The sequence below is a fragment of the Vibrio sp. DW001 genome, from assembly GCF_029016285.1.
Taxonomy (GTDB): Bacteria; Pseudomonadota; Gammaproteobacteria; order Enterobacterales; family Vibrionaceae; genus Vibrio.
The window spans coordinates 1,217,433-1,235,049 of record NZ_CP091975.1; the positions used below are offsets into that span (position 1 = coordinate 1,217,433).

Consider the following 17,617-nt stretch of genomic DNA (forward strand, 5'->3'; position numbering starts at 1 on the left):
GATAAGCTTGAATGGGTATGGTCGTTACTCTATTTGAATTTAATTTATCCATCCAATGACTTGTAGGTATAAGGTGGTATGCAGTAAGTGAATAATAGAGTGGCTATTCACTTCACGGTACTGGTGTCAATGAATGGATTATCGGTACGTCATTAAGCGTAGCATTGATAATAAAAAACGGTTGGTCGTGTTGTTGAATTATTATTTATCTCTCTGCACACTTTGCGATGTGCTTTTGTCATTGTTCTTATACAATCTAAACAGGGACTTAAATTTTATTTGGTTGGGTTTGTACTATGCGTTTTGGCTTATGTATCGTTTTATTTTTTTCAACCTCTGTATTTTCCTCTTATTCAGAGCAAGAATGGGGGATTGCTGGGGTGATGCGTTCCGCGACAATTCCTTTTGCTAATGAGTCTAACGATGATTACGTTAACTCTTTTGTACCGATGCTTTTTTTTCAGGGTGAGACTTTTTATCTCGATGGATTAGAAGGTGGTGCGAAGCTGTATACCCACCCAGAACTGGATTACAACCTCTTTGCCATATTGCGTACTCGTTTTGTTGATATACCACGTTCTCTGCAAAATGAAGCGGGTGGAGATAGTGCGGATTTTGGCTTTAAATTCCAGCGTCCATTTAATAAACATTGGGACTTCGAAGCTGAGTTAATGGGTGATGACGATATTTACCTGCATTCCAATTTTGTGTTATCAGGTGACTTTGAATTTGGTAACTGGCAGTTGGAGCCGAAGTTTACCCTGAGGTTGAAAAGCCAAGATTTCAATTCTAAATACTATGCCTTTAAGCAAGAAACCGGAGAATCAATTGATGGAGGAATAGACGCGACGGCCTCTGTTAGGGCTAAATATCATGTGACTTCTAATTTCTACTTATTGGGAAGCATCGGTGCTACGTATTTGGATAGTAATGCTTACGGGGCTGAGATTGTTGAGGAACGGTGGCAAGGTGAAGCTTATGCCGGTATTGCCTTTTTTAATGATAAAAGTATGCCATTACGAGAGTCACTCTCAATATCACCTTACTTGAGAGTGGCACACGGTTGGGCCACGACGTCTAATATGGGTGATATTCTTTTCCGCTTGGAGAGCGAAAAAGATGACAATGACGGAACACTCAGTTCAATCTTTTATGGATATCCCCTCACTGATGAACTGTTTGGATATGATTTCGATATCTATCTTACGCCTGGTTTGATTCATCATTGGACATCGGACGCTCAAGGCGCAAGCACAGAATATGTCGTGGCGGTTAAAGCGTACTACACGTTGAATTGGCCAACCAAATGGCGCATTGGTTTGGCTGAAGGGCTTTCATATATTGATAAAATCACCTACATGGAAGGAAAAAGCATGGCTGATAAAGAGTATGAACCCAGCCAACTACTTAATTATTTGGATGTTTCATATGACGTTAATCTCGGGGACTTATTCAACAAACGAGACTGGAACAATATATGGTTGGGTTACTCCCTGCATCATCGTTCTGCTATCTTTGAGTCTTCCTCTCAGTTTGGTCGAATAAAGGGCGGGAGCAACTACAATACCGTTTATCTGCAAGTCGATTTGTAATCAAAACGTCTCTAAATACTCTGTTGTTACTGTCGAAAGGTCGCAGCATAGTACCTCAAAGTGGGTTCAAATATTTTGAAATAGAGTATCAATATATTGCGTTATTAAACCCAAAATAACAGAGATATACTGATCCTATTGATGATAGCAAGCACATTGATGTTTACTTGTCATAGCCAACAAAATATGGGTAGGTACTAACATGATTACGATAAGACCATCGCAAGATAGAGGCAAGGCGAATCACGGCTGGTTAGAGAGTAAACATAGCTTTTCTTTTGCTGATTATTACGACCCGGAACATATGGGGTTTTCAGCTTTGCGAGTGATCAATGACGACGTGCTGAAACCAAACTCAGGTTTTGATACCCATGGTCACCGGGATATGGAAATCATCACTTTTGTGCTTAGAGGTGCCATTCAGCATAAAGACAGCGAAGGCAATATTAAGCAACTTTCCGCAGGAGAATACCAGTTAATGTCGGCGGGTAGTGGCATATACCATAGTGAATTTAACGCGTCGAAAAGTGATGAACTGCATTTATTGCAGATCTGGATACAACCCAATTCATTCGGTAACAACCCCGGGTACCAACAAAAATCTTTTGGTACGGATGTAGGATTAACGACGATTGCATCTCCAACTGGGCAGGGTACCGAATTTAACATCAAGCAAGATGCTACGTTGCATCAATTAGTGCTTGATCCAAATACAGAATTGAACCTCACCATTGGTTCTGGCCGAAAGGTTTATGTGCACCATATATCTGGGGAGCTAACCATGGACGACCAAACGTTGACTGAAGGCGATGGTGTGAAAATTGAGTTAGTCGATAATATATTGTTTGTTAACAAGGGTCATACTCAGGTGAAAGCGCTTGTATTTGATTTGCCTTAATTTGTTTATAAAACGGATTAAACTATAGAAAGTAAGAGGATAATAATATGGGTTTGCTCGTAGATGGTGTTTGGCACGACCAATGGTATGAAACCAAACAGAACAGCGGTAAGTTTAAGCGAGAAGAGGCCCAATTACGCAACTGGGTGACAGAAGATGGTGCCGCCGGTCCAACAGGAGAAGGTGGCTTTAAAGCAGAATCTGGTCGATATCACTTGTATGTTTCATTGGCGTGTCCTTGGGCTCATCGTGCGCTCATTTTTAGAGCAATAAAAGGCTTAGAATCTCACATAACTGTCTCGGTGGTCAGCCCGGATATGCTTACTAGTGGCTGGAGTTTCGACCGAAACAATCACAGCTCTGGTGATGATCTTTTCCAATCAGACTACTTATTTCAAATCTATACGCGCAATCAGCCTAACTATACAGGACGGGTGACAGTGCCCGTTTTATGGGATAAAAAATCCAATCGTATTGTAAGTAATGAATCATCCGAGATAATTAGAATGCTTAACGCCGCCTTTAATGGTTTGACAGGTAATCAACTTGATTTTTACCCGTTGACGCAACGAAAGCAGATCGATGAGATGAATGATATTGTCTACCACGCAATCAATAATGGTGTTTATAAAGCGGGGTTTGCAACCAGCCCCACCGCTTACAAAGAAGCATACACCGTACTTTTTTCGACGCTAGATACCATCGAAGAACTTCTCGGTCAGCAGCGTTACTTAGTTGGCAATATGTTGACTGAGGCAGATTGGCGACTTTTTACTACTTTAATTCGTTTTGACCCGGTCTATTTTGGACACTTTAAGTGTAATCGACAGCAAATAGAACAGTTTCCAAACCTTGCAGAGTACGTAAGAGATCTCTATCAGTTTCAAGGTGTTGCGGATACGGTGGATTTCTTTCATATTAAGCGTCACTATTATTTTAGCCACACAATGATTAACCCAACACAAATCGTTCCTGAAGGGCCAGAGATCAACTATATGTCTGCCCATTCACGTCAACGTCGATTCGGCTAACCAAGATCACATTATTTATCTAAATAGAGATGAACCGAACATCTAAAATCGGTCAGATCCGAATTTGTTACTAATTGAATAGTAATAAAAATAATCAGTATTTAGAAGTTTTGAGGTTGTTTTAGCACGTTAATATTCGATACTTTTATACAATACTCCAATTCATTTGCCTTAGTTAAGGCTAATTTTTAATTGGAGTATCTATGAGTAATCAGGCTGTAGAAGTCGCAACGGATGCGCAGCCAACAGGTATGGATCGATTTCTTAACTTTATAGAACGGACTGGCAATAAAATTCCAGATCCGGCTATTTTGTTTTTTTGGGCGTTGATTATTGTTTGGGTAAGCTCCGCCATTCTCGCCAATATCTCCTTTGATTTGGTTAATCCAAGAACGGGTGAAGTCCTTCAAGTCACGAACCTACTCACCGGAGAAGCACTGGCGTCGTTTCTAGCTAACATGGTGACAACGTTTACTAGTTTCGCCCCATTGGGCATCGTATTGGTTGCCATGCTTGGTGTTGGTGTCGCGGACTCTTCAGGTTTCATTACGACCGGCCTAAAGAAAATGCTGAACTTTACGCCAGCCAAATTACTTACGCCGATGTTGATCTTGGTCGCGATTGTGTCGCATACGGCAGCAGACGCTGGTTATGTGTTGGTTATTCCATTAGGCGGTATTATTTTTCATGCCGCGGGTAGACATCCATTAGCGGGCATTGCTGCGGCGTTCGCAGGTGTTTCTGGTGGTTTTTCTGCCAACTTTATTCCTTCTGGTATTGACCCTTTGCTCGCCGGATTTACCCAAACTTCAGCACAGGTTCTTGATGCCGATTATCTGATTAATCCGTTAGCCAATATCTTTTTTACTGGGATCTCTTCGGTATTAATTGTCGCGATTGGTTGGTATGTCACTGAAAAGATAATAGAACCTAGGCTTGCCTCCACATCCGTAGATGAGGATGCAGAGGACGCGCCAGATCTTGCCTCTTTTTCGGCGATAGAATCTCGTGCGTTCAAATGGGCAGGTTGGTCGATGATGGCAGGTATTGCATTGCTTGTGTTTGCGATTCTGCCTGAAAACTCCGCATTGAGATCGCCAGAGGGTGATATCACTTCGTTTTCAGCACCATTGATGAAATCTATTGTTCCCCTGATCTTTATTCTGTTTGTCATTCCGGGGATTGTCTATGGTCGAGTCGCGGGAACCTTCGCAAGTAGTAATGATGTTATTAAGGCGATGTCAAATACCATGGGAACCATGGGTGCGTACATTGTGATGTCATTTTTTTGTGCTCAATTCTTAGCCGCATTTGGTCAATCCAATATCGGAACCATGTTGGCCTTGTATGGCGCCGAAGGGCTTAAAGCGCTGAACCTGCCGGGACAGGCTACGATAGTGGGTATGATTCTATTGACCGCACTGATTAACCTACTTGTGGGGTCAGCTTCGGCTAAATGGGCGTTAATTGGTCCTGTTTTAGTGCCAATGCTTATGGCGGTAGGTATCGCGCCTGAGCTTTCTCAAGCGGCTTATCGTGTAGGTGATTCTGTATCGAATATTGTATCCCCACTCATGGTCTTCTTCCCGCTCGTCGTGGTGTATTGCCAGCGCTATGTTAAATCGACGGGTATCGGAACACTGGCCTCCTTGATGATGCCTTATTCAATCGCAATGTTGATTGGTTGGACGATATTTTTACTCGCGTATTGGGCATTAGGTATCCCTTTGGGTATCCAAGCCCCATATACCTACTCGATGTAGGCCTATTTTATGATGAGAAAGTAATACCAGACATATTTCGTCTGACCCGTTATTAAGTAGAATGGGTATATCACGACTGAGTCCGTATTATATCGAGAATCAAACAGAGCCAATAGGGGGGTATTCACACCTATTGGCTCTGTTTATTTGTCACACCGGAAAGTTGTCACTCAAATACCATCGACACGAAACCCTCCTGCATTTTTATGGGGCAGATTAATAACTGCCAATAGACACAGGAATCGTAGCAACAACAGAATCACCGCAGGAAACCATCACGTTTCTCATTACCGGCAACGGCGTCTCTAATGTGTATTCTATTTTCGCCGTCGTTATGACTTGTATGGAAGCACCTTCGGTCGCGTTTAGTGTGGTTAACCTTAGACGCAGACTTGGTGGGTTTGCTCTGTCCATCGGTCCTTTCTGCCATACCACCTGATACGCGGGTGAGGGCAGATCAACCAGTCCACTAACTTTGAGAACATAATTGTTTTCGCTACCGGTTAAAGTCGTAATGCTGGCCTGCCAATCTCTCGTGTCGTAGATGGCGCATTGTTGGGCTTGGTCGTCATGTTCAATCGGCATGTCAGATGGTTTGTCGATACTCATGCTTTGACAACCAGTAAGCGCGATTATCGCTGTAGCAATAGAGATACTTTTCATCGTCTTCCTTTAAATTAGTGCTTGAATTCGGGCTCGGTACCCTTATCTATTAACTCTAATACTTTCTATTGGGGAAGGCGAATTCATTTTTTGTCTTATTTTGTTATGGTATAACCATGAAAGTGAAGGAAAGACCTAACGTCGATATGCAGATATGAAAAGTTTGGAGTACTGGAAATGGAATTTTAAGATGGAGAAACAAAATAGATGAGTTTAATTGAATTATCGAGTTCAGTCGTGGATGTCGACTGGCTAAAAATACACCTGAACCATCCAGAGCTAACCGTGATAGATGCTAGCTGGTTTATGCCGGGCATAGAAAGGGATGGGCGGTCAGAATGGCAGTCAGAGCGAATACCCGGTGCCCTGTTTTTTGATTTTGATACCTTGATATGTGATCTAGATTCAGATTTGCCGCACATGATGCCGTCGGCAGATTATTTTGCTGAACAAGTTGGGTTGTTAGGCATTGGAAATGACACAAAAATTGTGGTCTACGATAGCCATGGTCTGTTTTCTTCGCCACGAGTATGGTGGATGTTTAAGGCCATGGGCCACAATGATGTCGCGGTTCTCAATGGTGGGTTGCCAGCTTGGAAAGCCGCCAGTGCACCATTAGACAGTAGTGAACCTATTGCCTTGCCAACCTGTCGCTATCAAGCGCAACTATGTTCACAGTGGCAGATCAATATCGAGACACTGAATACAAAGACGCATCTCCCAGAGATGGCAATAATCGACGCTCGACCAGCAGAGCGCTTCCATGGCCAACAAGCAGAACCGAGGGAGAATGTTAGAAGCGGACATATTCCCAGCTCGAAAAATTTACCATTCCCTTGTTTAGTTGAGAATGGTTATCTAAAGTCAGTTAGTGAGTTGAAAATGATGTTTGCCGACGTCTGTGACGATTCTCAGTCCCTTATTTTCACCTGTGGTTCTGGTGTCACCGCTTGCGTTTTAGCGCTTGCTGCAATGCAGTGTAATAAGAAAAAACTGTCGGTATATGATGGCTCGTGGACAGAGTGGGGTTCTAGGCACGACTTCCCTATTGAGTAATCCTGTTTGTAACTTAGTGAGTATGTAAAGTGGAAACAACGTTAATAAATCCTCCAGAGGAAACGCAATCAGTTATTTTTCAGCAACTGATTCAGTCGCGTCGTTCTGTAAGAAAATATGATCAAAGCGCTGCGTTTGATCATCAAGCGGTGAGCCGGTCCCTCGACTTGGCTATATTGTCGCCAAATAGTTCCAATATGCAACTCTGGCAATTTCATCGAATCATTGGTGAACCCGCTCGAACTGAATTAGCGGATATCTGTATGGGGCAGAAAGCCGCAAAAACTGCTAACGAACTGGTTGCCTTCGTCGTCACTCCCGATAAGTGGCGACCTCGGGCTCAAATGAATGCTGAAAATGTGCGTAAGGCCTTCGAAGGTCGCGAAGATGCGGTTTCGAAAAGAGCCTTACAATACTACGAAAAATTTATTCCTATATTATATAGAAACGATAGATTTGGCTTGTTTGGGTTATTCAGAAAGTTGTGGAGTGCGTATTTAGGTGTGAAAAAACCGTCAGTGAGAGAGGTTGGAAAGTCTGATCTTCGAGTTAGTCTACATAAAAGTAGTTCGCTTGCCGCAATGACATTTATGACCGCTATGCGGGCAGAAGGATACGATACGTGCCCAATGGAAGGTTTTGATTCAAAACGAGCCAAAGTGTTGTTAGGTTTAGAAAAAAACGCGGAAATTACCATGATAATAAGCTGTGGTTCGCGTACTGAAGATGGTATTTACAGCGAACGTCAAAGAGTCAGTCGTAATGATGTTGTATTTACTCATTAATAGGTAACCCAAACGGAGACAGATATACACCTGGCATCGAGGTTCTCTGTGATGAAAATCCCCACTTTCGTGGGGATGGCGGGGATGGCGGAATGGACCGCATTGACAGATGCTATTCCTGAGTGGAAATCATTACTTATCCTTCAAACAAATGTAGATACTCCTCGTATCCTTCTGTCCCCATCTTTTCTACTGGGACAAATCGCATTGAAGCTGAGTTCATACAATATCTAAGCCCGGTAGGTGCTGGTCCATCTTTGAATACATGACCTAGGTGTGAATCACCAAACTTGCTTCTTACTTCTGTTCTTGGATAAATCAGTTTGTAGTCCGTAGTGGTGACAACGTAACTACCCGCGAGTGGTCTGGTAAAACTTGGCCAGCCAGTTCCCGATTTGTATTTATCGGTCGAAGAGAAAAGGGGCTCACCTGTAACAACATCCACATAGATACCTTCTTTCTTATTGTCCCAATAGGGGTTGTTAAATGGGCGTTCAGTCGCATCTTTTTGGGTAACATCATATTGCAGTGAGGTTAGGTTCTTACGGATTTCTTCATCCGAGGGTTTGCGATACTGTTTTAGGTTTGCCGTCTGTTTTTTGCCGTCGATTAGTTGACGTAAAGTTACTTGGTTCTCATTTCTATCTTCTCCAAATAGCTTGTCTAAGTATTGATCTCGACCCGATGCATAGCGGTAGTAGTTATAGCGAACCTTGCTCTTTTTATAGTAATCCTGATGGTAATCTTCCGCCGGAAAGAACTCGGTATATTCTATTAATTCAGTGGCGATTGGATCCGGATATATTCCAGCATCGTCTACCTCTTTAATGAACTGCATCGCGATGGCTTTTTGTTCTGGCGTGTGATAGAAAATAGCCGGACGGTATTGCGGACCACGGTCGACAAATGAACCTTTGTCGTCTGTTGGATCCATATGCCTAAAGAGGTGATCGAGTATCTGTTCGTAGCTTAGGCTATCTGCGTCATAGGTAACCTGAATAACTTCAATGTGCCCTGATTTACCTGAAGAGACCTGTTTGTAGGTTGGGTTATCTAGCTCTCCACCGGCATAACCAGAAACGACGTCTGTAACGCCATCGAGTTTCTCGAAATCAGATTCTGTACACCAAAAGCAACCACCAGCAAGTGTGGCAACTTGACTGTTTATTGCGGTTGGTTTGTTGCTCTCTGCGTTGGCAGAGCTTTCTGGCATGATGATCAGTACGAGTGCTGGCAATATCACCGCGAAAGAGAGCAACCACTTGGATAATCGCTTCATGTCTTTCCCTTTTGTTGTTTGTAAAGTTATGTAGGAATATAGAAAGGGGATAGACCGAATTACTTTCAAAAAAGGCATATTAAATTTTAGAATCTTTGATTTTCTTGAAAAAGAGAGGCGAGTCGTCTAAGGAGAGTTGTGAATAAAGAAGAAATTATACCGTTCGTATTGCGAAAACTATCAAAATGAACTCGACTTTGCAAACTGTTCAAGACTTTTCTGTCTATTGCAATTTGTGCCATCGAGCTCATTTGATTTGATTCGCTACTTGTGACAGTCATTATTAAGTCGCCACGTTTTTCTGAATCAATTATGTGTTAAAGCTTGCTGTATTCAATCGCGATTTGAGCGCCTAAACGAGCGTTGTTTAATACGAGGTGAATATTTGAATCTAGGCTGTTGCCACCAGTTAGTTCGCAAACGCGAGCCAACAAGAATGGTGTCGATTCCTTACCTAAGATACCTTGTTCTTCCGCTTCCGCCAGCGCAGTATTGACAGCGTGAGTAATGGTGTCTGTTGGCATGGCAAATTCGACAGGAATTGGATTGGCTATCACAACGCCACCGTTTAAATTCATTTCCCATTTTGCTTTGAGTGCCAATGCAATTTGATCCGCAGTATCTAGGCGATAATCGATGCTGTGCTCACTTTCTCGCGTGTAAAATGCTGGAAGGCTGTCAGTTTGGTAACCAATAACTGGTACACCTTGGGTTTCAAGGTATTCGCGCGTAAGTCCAAGATCAAGAATCGATTTAGCACCCGCACAGATAACCGCAACATCTGTATTTGCAAGCTCTTGCAGATCAGCAGAGATGTCCATGGTTTGTTGTGCACCACGGTGAACACCACCAATACCACCAGTAGCGAAGACTTTAATGCCCGCCATTGATGCCAGAATCATTGTAGCTGCGACGGTCGTTGCGCCATCTTGCTTGCTTGCGACGACAAAAGGTATATCACGACGGCTTACTTTGGTTACGGCTGAGCCAGCTTTGCCTAGGTGTGTGATCTGTTCTTCTGAAAGTCCAACTTTTAAGCGACCATTGATGATAGCGATAGTGGCAGGTACCGCACCTTGTTCACGGATGGTGTTCTCGACCAACAGAGCCGTTTCTACATTCCTTGGAAATGGCATACCATGTGAGATGATTGTTGATTCTAGGGCAACAACAGGTTGGTTGTTGGCTAATGCTTGTGCCACTTCTGGTTGGATATCAAGGTATTTCTCTAACATGTGATGGTTTCCTCTATTAAGCGTCGAACCGCTTTTTCAGACATAGTTGAATTAATCGTGTTTTCAGCAACTAGCGCTAATCGTGCTGCGCCAAGTGCAAATTCGACAGTGTTACTCCACTGCCATTGATTCAGGTACCCGTGAGTAAGGCCAGCCATTAACGCATCGCCCGCTCCGGTTACATTGTTAACCTGTGTTTTTGATGGAGGGATAAATGTTGCTCCCTCGCTACAGCTGGAATAAGCCCCTTTGCTTCCAAGGCTTATCAGTATTTGCTCAACCCCTTTGTTGTGTAGGGTCCCAGCAATTTTTTCTAGGTCGCTCTGTTGTGTAAACGTAATGCCAGACAGTAATTCCGCTTCCATTAAGTTTGGCTTTAATGTGTGAATTTTATCTAAGAATGGCAGTAGCTTGGGCGCTTTGACTGACGAAACAGGGTCGACAAAAATGTCAATGTCACTATGAACATGAAAGAGGTATTCAAGAGCGCTGTGGCTTAAGTTAGCATCGAGAACAATCGCGCTAGAGCGAGCAATGGCCCCTTCACGCTGAGCGAGTTGCTCTGCATTAAGTCGGTCGATCAACTTCATGTCGTTAAGTGCTAATTGCATCTCGCCGTCATGGTCGTGTATCGACAAATAACTGCTAGATGTTGCGCCTGTCACTGTTAAACAGTGCTCGACACTAACGCCAGCTTCACGGCAGGCAGATTTAAGCTGCTCACCCCAATTATCGTCACCCATTGCACCAATAAACTGTACGGAACTGCCTAAACGACTAAGATTGTCAGCAATATTTCTCGCTACGCCTCCAGCGCCACTTGTGAGCTGGCCAGGATTAGAATCACCTTGTATCAAAGCGGCAGAGGAGCGTCCGCAAAGGTCCATATTGGCACCGCCAATGACCATAGCGTATTGGTTGGGTGCAATGATGTACCCTTTGCCTTGAATGAACCCTTTTTTCGTGAGGTTCATGATATGGCCAGCAACAGCGCTGCGGCTTAACCCTAGCTTATCCGCTAGAACTTGTTGTGCGATCATTGGCTCTGTTCGCAAGATACTTAATATCTGTTGTTCTCTCTCAGTCATAAACATATGTCCGTCAACCAAACTTAAGTTTGCATGATAGGCCGGCGTTCTGCAAAATGATAGTTAGAAAAGTAACCGTTTGCTCTGGATCACAATTTAAATTACATATAAGCGTCAGATTACACAGTACATTCCAATAAATAGTCGACAAATGTTCGTGTTTTGATAGGAATAAACTTACTTTTATACAACACATGTATTGGATTAGGGGTTGGTGATTCGTCATCAAGAATCTGAATAAGTGATTGGTCGGTTATCTCAGAAGTAAGTGAAATCTTCGGCTGGAGCATTATCCCAAGGCCTTGTAAAGCGGCCACTTTCAACGCATAACCATTGTTTGAGGATAAACGGATATTGGTCTTATCAAAGGCATGTGTGCCTAATCGACTTGCCTGATGAGATTGAATATCCCCATAGTGGAAGCCCAAGCAATGATGATTCACTAGGTCCTTGACCTTGCTCGGTATGCCGTAGGTGGATAAATATTTTGGGGAGGCGCTAAAGATCATCTCATACTGGCCTAATGGGCGAGCAATCAACGCTGAGTCGTTAAGATGGCCAATGCGAATGATGATGTCAACCTGATCAAGAATAGGGTCGATACGGAGATTATCCAAGGTAAGCTCTATGTTAATCTCTGGGTATAACTTAAGAAAATCGGCGACAATAGGGGCCAAAACAATACTTCCATACGTGACAGGCGCATTAATTCTTACCGTCCCTTTTGGTCTGTTTTCAACGGTGAGTATTTTATTTTCTACATTGGTGATCTCTTCTAATATTCGTTTGCAATCGCGGTAATAAAGTTGACCAGATTCAGTTAATGACTGTTTTCTCGTGGTTCGAGTGATGAGTTGAGTCCCAAGCTGTTTCTCAAGTTGTTTTATATGTTTACCAATCATGGTAGCGGTTATCGAGAAATGAACCGCGGCGCTGGAAAATGTGCCATGTTCGACCACGTAAACGAAGACCTGCATACTTTTTAACTTGTCCATTTGATATGCCCTATTAGTAACTCATGGTTTATAAACAATAAACATAATGGTCGTTTATAAAGCATGGGGAGTCAATTACATTAATGAATACAATGAACCCAAGTTATTAGAGAGATTGAAGTGGATAAAGGTCTATTTATTACAGCAGAAATTCGCATCAAAGAAGATGTGGATTATGACCATGCATTACTAGCGATCAAAGCGTTCTGTGTAAGTATGAACAGCGAAGAAGGCTGTACCATGGCAATACCGATGAAGAGTAAAACAGATTCACGGCAGTTTATATTTTGGGAGCGCTATGAAGATGAAGCTGCCTATGAAAAGCATTTTCGCGCAGAACATACGCAGAAGTTTATTAAACAAGGATTCACAGACCTTGTTAGCGCCTATCAAACTTACCAATTCTAAAGAGAAACAATATGGATAAGAAACTGAAATGGGGTATTTTAGGAACAAGCTTTATTTCCGGTGTCATGGCCGATGCCATCAAAGAAGAAGGAACAACCGAGATATATGCTGTTGCTGGTCGTTCGCTCGAACCGCTGCAAGCGTTTGCAAAACAGCATCAGGTTGAGAAGGTTTACCAAGATTTCGATGCGTTGATTAACGATAAAGAGGTTGATGTGGTTTATGTCGCCTTACCGAATCACCTTCATCATGAGTACATTATTAAAGCAGCGCAAGCTGGCAAAGCTGTCTTGAGTGAAAAGTCACTTTCTGTTGATATGGAGAAGGCCGATTTAGCGCTGCGAGCGGTCGAAAAGCACAACGTTTTTTTTGCGGAAGGTTTGATGTATCTCAACCATCCGCTTATTGCCCAGATCATGCAGGAACTTGTTAACGGAAGTATTGGCGAAGTGAAGTCGATTAATGCGCAGTATGTGGCCTCTATCGCTGAGTTTGTTAATCCAGATAGTAAAGGCGCGCTTTATAATCTAGGTTGTTATCCTGTGTCTCTTATGCATCTTGTACTAAAAAGCTGTTTTGGTGAGCAAGTGTTTGATCAATACAATTTGGCTGCATTTGGTAAAATGGGTACCGACGGGAATATATGTGATACCGCCGCAACGTTTCAATTTAAAAATGGTGTTGTTGCGCAGTTACATACGGCAGAAGACCACGGTTTGTTTCCACAATTCACGATTCTTGGAAGCAAAGGAAGCCTCACGATTTCGTCGAACCCTTGGTTACCGGAAGCAGCAGGGAATCATTTTGTGGTGACTGAGTATGAACAAGATGGAAGAGTGTTTAATGTCGATGCGAGAGGGAATGGCTTCTTGTATCAAGTACGAAATATAAGACAAGCTGTTGAGCAGGGTGAACTCACGTTGAAAGGAACCAGCGCGCGGCCGGAAGATTCCCGAACAATCATGCGACTCCTAACCGATTGGGAAGCCGCTACAGGTTTATGAACCACTAAGTCGTGGATAAGTGGTTAAACGAGATGCATTTATAGTTACGGGATGCCTTGTTGCTCATGGGACCGTTAGAACAGATGACCTCCCCACAATAGTGGGGACAACCGAACTTGGGGGGCGGATTTCATCGCCTTAAATGAAAGTATTCCCGCTAATTAAGCCGATAAAACCGTGTCTTCTACCTTTTCAGCTTGTGTGCTAAGGGGATTAAGGTATGCATCTAAAGCGTTAACTTCTGCTTGCGTATACTTGAGTCCGAGTTTACTTCTGCGCCAAAGAATATCTTCGACACTGACGGCCCACTCCTCAGCGACCAAATAATCTACTTCTGCTTGGTACAAGCCGTGTCCAAAGTGTGTACCAAGTTCTTCTACGCTACTTATCTGCTTAAGGATAGAAACGGAGAGGGTGCCGTAAGCCCTAACTAAGCGCCTCGCAAGCTTGGCTTCTAACCATGGATACTGCTTTAAAAGCGTGCTTTGCAAGCTATCTCGAGTGGTGAAGTCACCACCTGGTAATGTCGCTGTTTTGGTCCATGGTTCATTCATTTGAGGGAAGAAAGGCGAAAGCTGATCGACGGCAGCTTGACCAAGTTTTCTGTAGGTGGTGAGTTTGCCACCAAATATAGAGAGTAAAGGCGCATTTGGTTGTTGGTCATCGAGTTCAATGGTGTAATCTCTCGTTACCGCTTGTGCGTCGGATGACTCATCTTCACAAAGAGGACGGACACCAGACCAGGTTGAGATGACATCGTCTGGGGAGACGGGTTTAACAAAATGCTGATTAACGATGTCACATAGGTAGCTTATTTCGTCATCATCTATCGTCACTTTTGAAGGGTTGCCTGTATATTCCACATCGGTGGTACCGATAACTGAATAATCATCGAGATAGGGCAGTACAAATACAATTCGGTTATCTTCGTTCTGTAAAATGAAGGCATGATTTTCTTCATACATCTTGGGCACAATGACATGGCTGCCTTTCACCAATCGAATCCCACGAGGCGAAGTCATTTTTAACTGTGAGTCAAAAAATTTATCGACCCATGGCCCAGCAGCATTGACTAACGCCTTCGCTTTAAACTCGGTTGTTTTTCCTGTCAATGTATCTTCTATCGTGACCGTCCAACCTTCTTTACTGCGAGCAGCGTCAATACATTTTGAGCGCGTGTGTATCTTCGCCCCTTTCTCTTGCGCTAATTTGGCGTTAATAACCACTAAACGAGCATCGTCTACGGCGCAATCGGAATACTCGAAGCCTTTTTTCATTTGTGGCAATAAAGGGCCGTTAGAAGCAAATTTTAGTCCGTGGCTTGCGGGTAAAGAAACGCGCTTGCCGATGTTGTCGTAAAGAAATAGACCGATACGAATCATCCAAGCTGGGCGTAGATGTGGGCGATGCGGTAGTTGAAAACGTAAAGGAGCCACCAGATGAGGCGCGTTATTCAACAATACTTCACGCTCTGCTAATGCCTCACTGACTAAACGAAATTCGTAATGCTCAAGATAACGAAGTCCACCATGTATCAGTTTACTACTTGCAGAGGAGGTGGCAGATGCAAGATCGTTCATCTCAAATAACGCGACGTCTAACCCGCGACCCGCCGCGTCACTTGCGACAGCGACACCATTGATGCCGCCACCGATGACTATTAAATCATGAACGTTTTCTACTTTTTCCATTATACCGACTCTTATATGTTCGTTCGAGCATTGATGTATATATAAAAGCACATAATCGATAAAAAATCGAATAAAACCGCGTAAATATTTGTTAATTATTTTTTACAAAATTGATGGGCTAGTACTGTAAATAATCAATTGTCGTCGTTAAAGCTTGCATTATCAACTGTTTTTGTTGCTAAAATGTTGCAATTCATTGATTGCTCGTACGAGCGCAATAATGGTTCGAGCGTTTGCTGGTGGTGAAAAGGCGGAATGAAATGTAGTGGTAATATCTTCAATTAGAGCATGGTGATACAATACGATGTTCGTTGGTACAGAAGAGCCACTGTTATAGAAACCCTTCAGGCTGCATTCTATTTCCTTTATTGAATGCTCCATGTGTTCCCCCACACCACTTAGAAGATTCACCTAGTATGATTTTTGGGTTTATTGCTAGCTTTCTGGCCGCCTTTTTTCAAGCGACCAACTATATTCTTACTCAACGTTGCCAACAAAATTTTAATATTGATGGGGTGAAACTACTGATCGCGGTACATGTTACCATCGGGGTGTTTGCCGCATACCCCGTTTTGTTTATGGGTTATTGGCGATTAATAGAGCCCTCTCAAACCTTAGATATACTGCTTATTAATCTTCCTTACCTTTTTGCTCAATACATGCTTATAAAAGCCATAAAGCTAAGTGATGCTTCGGTAGTCTCACCGCTGTTGGCAATTAAAATTCCGGTATTGGCAATGATATCTGTCTTTATGTTTAATGCCGAATTTACCTTAATGCAATGGCTGTCTATTTTATTTATTCTGCTTATCGCGTGGCGGTTTTCAGCGCTGTCAGGAAAAATAGCAATGAAGCCGCTTTTACTGGTTCTGGCGGCAAGTGTCGGTTATAGCTTTGCTGATATGGCCATTGCACAGTTTTCAAAAGAGATCATTCAGTCAAACCCTTTTGAGCAGTCGGTGGTGACTATTTCTATTAACTATTTTATCTGCGGATTGGGGAGTCTATTTTTAATGCCTGTAAAAGGCGTTACTTTTAAAATGGCCTACCAAGTGAAATGGGTTGCGATAGCATGGTTAATTGCCGTGGTATTTTTGTTGGTTGGGTTCAACATGAGCGGTGTCGTCACAGGAAATGTTATCCAATCTTTACGAGGCGTGATTGGTGTTCTGCTTGCGTTTTTCTTTTTTAGGCATCAGATCCATCAGTCTAAAGTTCTTTGGCAGAAAAAATTATTTGGTGCCGCGATGATGTTTGTCGCTGTTGGCACCTTTTATCTTTAGTATGTGATACGTTAGCAAAGTTTGCTTAACCAAACATTTTGTCGAAAGGTAAGTAGATGAGGTTGCCCATGACAAGAATTATTTGGCTGATAAAGGTGAGTACCATACCTTTTTTTCTGTTGCCAAAGTTTTCGTTAAGAATCCCTGTCCCATGAAGAATTCGGCCCAATAATAGCGCTACTCCGCACAAGTGCAACAGATAAATATTGCCGCCATTTAGCTCTAAAAGAATCATTAAAACTAATGTTATAGGGATGGTTTCCGATGCATTACCGTGAGCCGAGCGGGCTATCTGAAGTTCTTTTACTCCTCCGTCTGCATACGCTATTTTTCCGGATTGGCGTTGTTTAATCACCTTAACGGTTAACCAAATTATTAACAGCATAAGTAGAGAGGCATATAGCGCAGTAATCATTGTTCATTCCATTATCTAAATCTTCAATAGAACTCTAGAGTAAAGGAGTTTGATTCTTATTTCTCATTTTTTCAATGCGCTACACTATGGCTGTTCTGTGTATTTGGTTAGCATCTGGCGTTTTTACTATTGCCAAAAGTGTTTTTGGACCTCTTTTTCTGCCTGCAATTTGTCTAGTCCAATGTCGGATAGTTGGTGCTCGGAGAGCTCGTTCAGTGCCTGTCGACTACAAGCATTGTGGTGCCATTTCTTTATCAAGGTGAAGAAATTCTTAAGCGAAACTTGCGCACTAAGACGGTTGTAATTGAGTGATGAATTTGTGTGAATAGTCATAAATACTCCTTGAACATGGTGGACTTCATGGTCAATACTCAATTAATGTGCTCGTTCTGACAAACGATAGAAATCGACATTGAGTTAAGGAGAACTTA

18 protein-coding genes are annotated in these 17,617 nt (G+C 42.8%); 9 read left to right on the forward strand and 9 right to left on the reverse strand.

Translation table 11 applies throughout. From position 1 onward, the window contains the following. Positions 1-296: 296 nt before the first annotated feature. The 4 genes from L3V77_RS05860 (at position 297) to L3V77_RS05875 (ending at position 5,284) form a co-directional block, all read left to right on the forward strand. Positions 297-1,592 (forward strand): MipA/OmpV family protein, encoded by a 1,296-nt coding sequence (locus L3V77_RS05860; protein WP_275136167.1) that lies wholly within the window; start codon positions 297-299, stop codon positions 1,590-1,592. Between the two features lie 202 nt (positions 1,593-1,794). Further along, positions 1,795-2,490, forward strand: a complete 696-nt coding sequence (locus L3V77_RS05865; protein ID WP_275136168.1) for a pirin family protein — start codon at positions 1,795-1,797, stop codon at positions 2,488-2,490. Between the two features lie 47 nt (positions 2,491-2,537). Continuing rightward, the gene (locus L3V77_RS05870) at positions 2,538-3,521 is read left to right on the forward strand and encodes a glutathione S-transferase family protein (protein WP_275136169.1); all 984 of its coding nucleotides are present in this window, start codon (positions 2,538-2,540) and stop codon (positions 3,519-3,521) included. 203 nt (positions 3,522-3,724) lie between these two features. Continuing rightward, positions 3,725-5,284, forward strand: a complete 1,560-nt coding sequence (locus tag L3V77_RS05875) for an AbgT family transporter (protein ID WP_275136170.1) — start codon at positions 3,725-3,727, stop codon at positions 5,282-5,284. Positions 5,285-5,500: 216 nt separating this feature from the next. On the opposite strand, the gene L3V77_RS05880 is transcribed toward L3V77_RS05875, so the two are convergent. Beyond that, positions 5,501-5,947, reverse strand: a complete 447-nt coding sequence (locus L3V77_RS05880) for a hypothetical protein (RefSeq protein ID WP_275136171.1) — start codon at positions 5,945-5,947, stop codon at positions 5,501-5,503. Positions 5,948-6,154: 207 nt separating this feature from the next. Here L3V77_RS05880 and sseA point away from each other — a divergent pair, with 207 nt between their 5' ends. Both sseA and L3V77_RS05890 read left to right on the forward strand, forming a co-directional pair. After that, on the forward strand, positions 6,155-7,003 hold the full coding sequence (sseA, locus tag L3V77_RS05885; RefSeq protein WP_275136172.1) for a 3-mercaptopyruvate sulfurtransferase: 849 nt from the start codon (positions 6,155-6,157) through the stop codon (positions 7,001-7,003). 29 nt (positions 7,004-7,032) lie between these two features. Then, on the forward strand, positions 7,033-7,788 hold the full coding sequence (locus L3V77_RS05890) for a nitroreductase family protein (RefSeq protein WP_275136173.1): 756 nt from the start codon (positions 7,033-7,035) through the stop codon (positions 7,786-7,788). Between the two features lie 136 nt (positions 7,789-7,924). Here L3V77_RS05890 and msrB read toward each other — a convergent pair whose 3' ends face one another. The 4 genes from msrB to L3V77_RS05910 form a co-directional block, all read right to left on the reverse strand. Further along, positions 7,925-9,067 carry a peptide-methionine (R)-S-oxide reductase MsrB gene (gene msrB / locus L3V77_RS05895; RefSeq protein WP_275136174.1) on the reverse strand — a complete coding sequence of 381 codons (1,143 nt, stop codon included), beginning with the start codon at positions 9,065-9,067 and terminating at the stop codon, positions 7,925-7,927. A 317-nt stretch (positions 9,068-9,384) separates the two neighbouring features. Then, complete coding sequence (locus L3V77_RS05900) at positions 9,385-10,302, reverse strand: pseudouridine-5'-phosphate glycosidase (protein ID WP_275136175.1); 918 nt, start codon at positions 10,300-10,302, stop codon at positions 9,385-9,387. Further along, positions 10,296-11,390 (reverse strand): PfkB family carbohydrate kinase, encoded by a 1,095-nt coding sequence (locus L3V77_RS05905; RefSeq protein WP_275136176.1) that lies wholly within the window; start codon positions 11,388-11,390, stop codon positions 10,296-10,298. Before L3V77_RS05905 ends, L3V77_RS05900 begins: the two co-directional genes overlap by 7 nt. Positions 11,391-11,509: 119 nt before the next feature. After that, positions 11,510-12,385, reverse strand: coding sequence for a LysR substrate-binding domain-containing protein (locus L3V77_RS05910; RefSeq protein ID WP_275136177.1), 876 nt, complete (start codon positions 12,383-12,385; stop codon positions 11,510-11,512). Between the two features lie 120 nt (positions 12,386-12,505). Between L3V77_RS05910 and L3V77_RS05915 the strand changes: the two genes are divergently transcribed. After that, positions 12,506-12,793 (forward strand): antibiotic biosynthesis monooxygenase, encoded by a 288-nt coding sequence (locus L3V77_RS05915; RefSeq protein WP_275136178.1) that lies wholly within the window; start codon positions 12,506-12,508, stop codon positions 12,791-12,793. Positions 12,794-12,816: 23 nt separating this feature from the next. Beyond that, positions 12,817-13,797: a Gfo/Idh/MocA family oxidoreductase gene (locus L3V77_RS05920; RefSeq protein ID WP_275136702.1), complete on the forward strand. Its 981-nt coding sequence runs from the start codon at positions 12,817-12,819 to the stop codon at positions 13,795-13,797. 161 nt (positions 13,798-13,958) lie between these two features. Here the strand turns inward: L3V77_RS05920 and glpD are convergent, their stop codons facing one another. Further along, a complete protein-coding gene (glpD, locus tag L3V77_RS05925; protein ID WP_275136179.1) occupies positions 13,959-15,488 on the reverse strand; it encodes a glycerol-3-phosphate dehydrogenase in 1,530 nt (509 codons plus the stop codon). A gap of 162 nt (positions 15,489-15,650) precedes the next feature. Further along, the gene (locus tag L3V77_RS05930; protein WP_275136180.1) at positions 15,651-15,869 is read right to left on the reverse strand and encodes a hypothetical protein; all 219 of its coding nucleotides are present in this window, start codon (positions 15,867-15,869) and stop codon (positions 15,651-15,653) included. A gap of 35 nt (positions 15,870-15,904) precedes the next feature. Between L3V77_RS05930 and L3V77_RS05935 the strand changes: the two genes are divergently transcribed. Then, the gene (locus tag L3V77_RS05935; RefSeq protein ID WP_275136181.1) at positions 15,905-16,771 is read left to right on the forward strand and encodes an EamA family transporter; all 867 of its coding nucleotides are present in this window, start codon (positions 15,905-15,907) and stop codon (positions 16,769-16,771) included. Positions 16,772-16,796: 25 nt separating this feature from the next. Here L3V77_RS05935 and L3V77_RS05940 read toward each other — a convergent pair whose 3' ends face one another. Next, positions 16,797-17,186, reverse strand: a complete 390-nt coding sequence (locus L3V77_RS05940) for an MAPEG family protein (RefSeq protein WP_275136182.1) — start codon at positions 17,184-17,186, stop codon at positions 16,797-16,799. A 126-nt stretch (positions 17,187-17,312) separates the two neighbouring features. After that, the gene (locus L3V77_RS05945; RefSeq protein ID WP_275136183.1) at positions 17,313-17,519 is read right to left on the reverse strand and encodes a DUF1127 domain-containing protein; all 207 of its coding nucleotides are present in this window, start codon (positions 17,517-17,519) and stop codon (positions 17,313-17,315) included. Between the last annotated feature and the right edge of the window lie 98 nt (positions 17,520-17,617).

Bases quoted from the DNA above. Each gene is read 5' to 3' on its own strand.
- L3V77_RS05860 (WP_275136167.1), top strand. From the start codon at position 297: ATGCGTTTTGGCTTATGTATCGTTTTATTTTTTTCAACCTCTGTATTT.
- L3V77_RS05865 (WP_275136168.1), top strand. From the start codon at position 1,795: ATGATTACGATAAGACCATCGCAAGATAGAGGCAAGGCGAATCACGGC.
- L3V77_RS05870 (WP_275136169.1), top strand. From the start codon at position 2,538: ATGGGTTTGCTCGTAGATGGTGTTTGGCACGACCAATGGTATGAAACC.
- L3V77_RS05875 (WP_275136170.1), top strand. From the start codon at position 3,725: ATGAGTAATCAGGCTGTAGAAGTCGCAACGGATGCGCAGCCAACAGGT.
- L3V77_RS05880 (WP_275136171.1), bottom strand. From the start codon at position 5,947: ATGAAAAGTATCTCTATTGCTACAGCGATAATCGCGCTTACTGGTTGT.
- sseA (WP_275136172.1), top strand. From the start codon at position 6,155: ATGAGTTTAATTGAATTATCGAGTTCAGTCGTGGATGTCGACTGGCTA.
- msrB (WP_275136174.1), bottom strand. From the start codon at position 9,067: ATGAAGCGATTATCCAAGTGGTTGCTCTCTTTCGCGGTGATATTGCCA.
- L3V77_RS05900 (WP_275136175.1), bottom strand. From the start codon at position 10,302: ATGTTAGAGAAATACCTTGATATCCAACCAGAAGTGGCACAAGCATTA.
- L3V77_RS05905 (WP_275136176.1), bottom strand. From the start codon at position 11,390: ATGACTGAGAGAGAACAACAGATATTAAGTATCTTGCGAACAGAGCCA.
- L3V77_RS05910 (WP_275136177.1), bottom strand. From the start codon at position 12,385: ATGGACAAGTTAAAAAGTATGCAGGTCTTCGTTTACGTGGTCGAACAT.
- glpD (WP_275136179.1), bottom strand. From the start codon at position 15,488: ATGGAAAAAGTAGAAAACGTTCATGATTTAATAGTCATCGGTGGCGGC.
- L3V77_RS05930 (WP_275136180.1), bottom strand. From the start codon at position 15,869: ATGGAGCATTCAATAAAGGAAATAGAATGCAGCCTGAAGGGTTTCTAT.
- L3V77_RS05935 (WP_275136181.1), top strand. From the start codon at position 15,905: ATGATTTTTGGGTTTATTGCTAGCTTTCTGGCCGCCTTTTTTCAAGCG.
- L3V77_RS05940 (WP_275136182.1), bottom strand. From the start codon at position 17,186: ATGATTACTGCGCTATATGCCTCTCTACTTATGCTGTTAATAATTTGG.
- L3V77_RS05945 (WP_275136183.1), bottom strand. From the start codon at position 17,519: ATGACTATTCACACAAATTCATCACTCAATTACAACCGTCTTAGTGCG.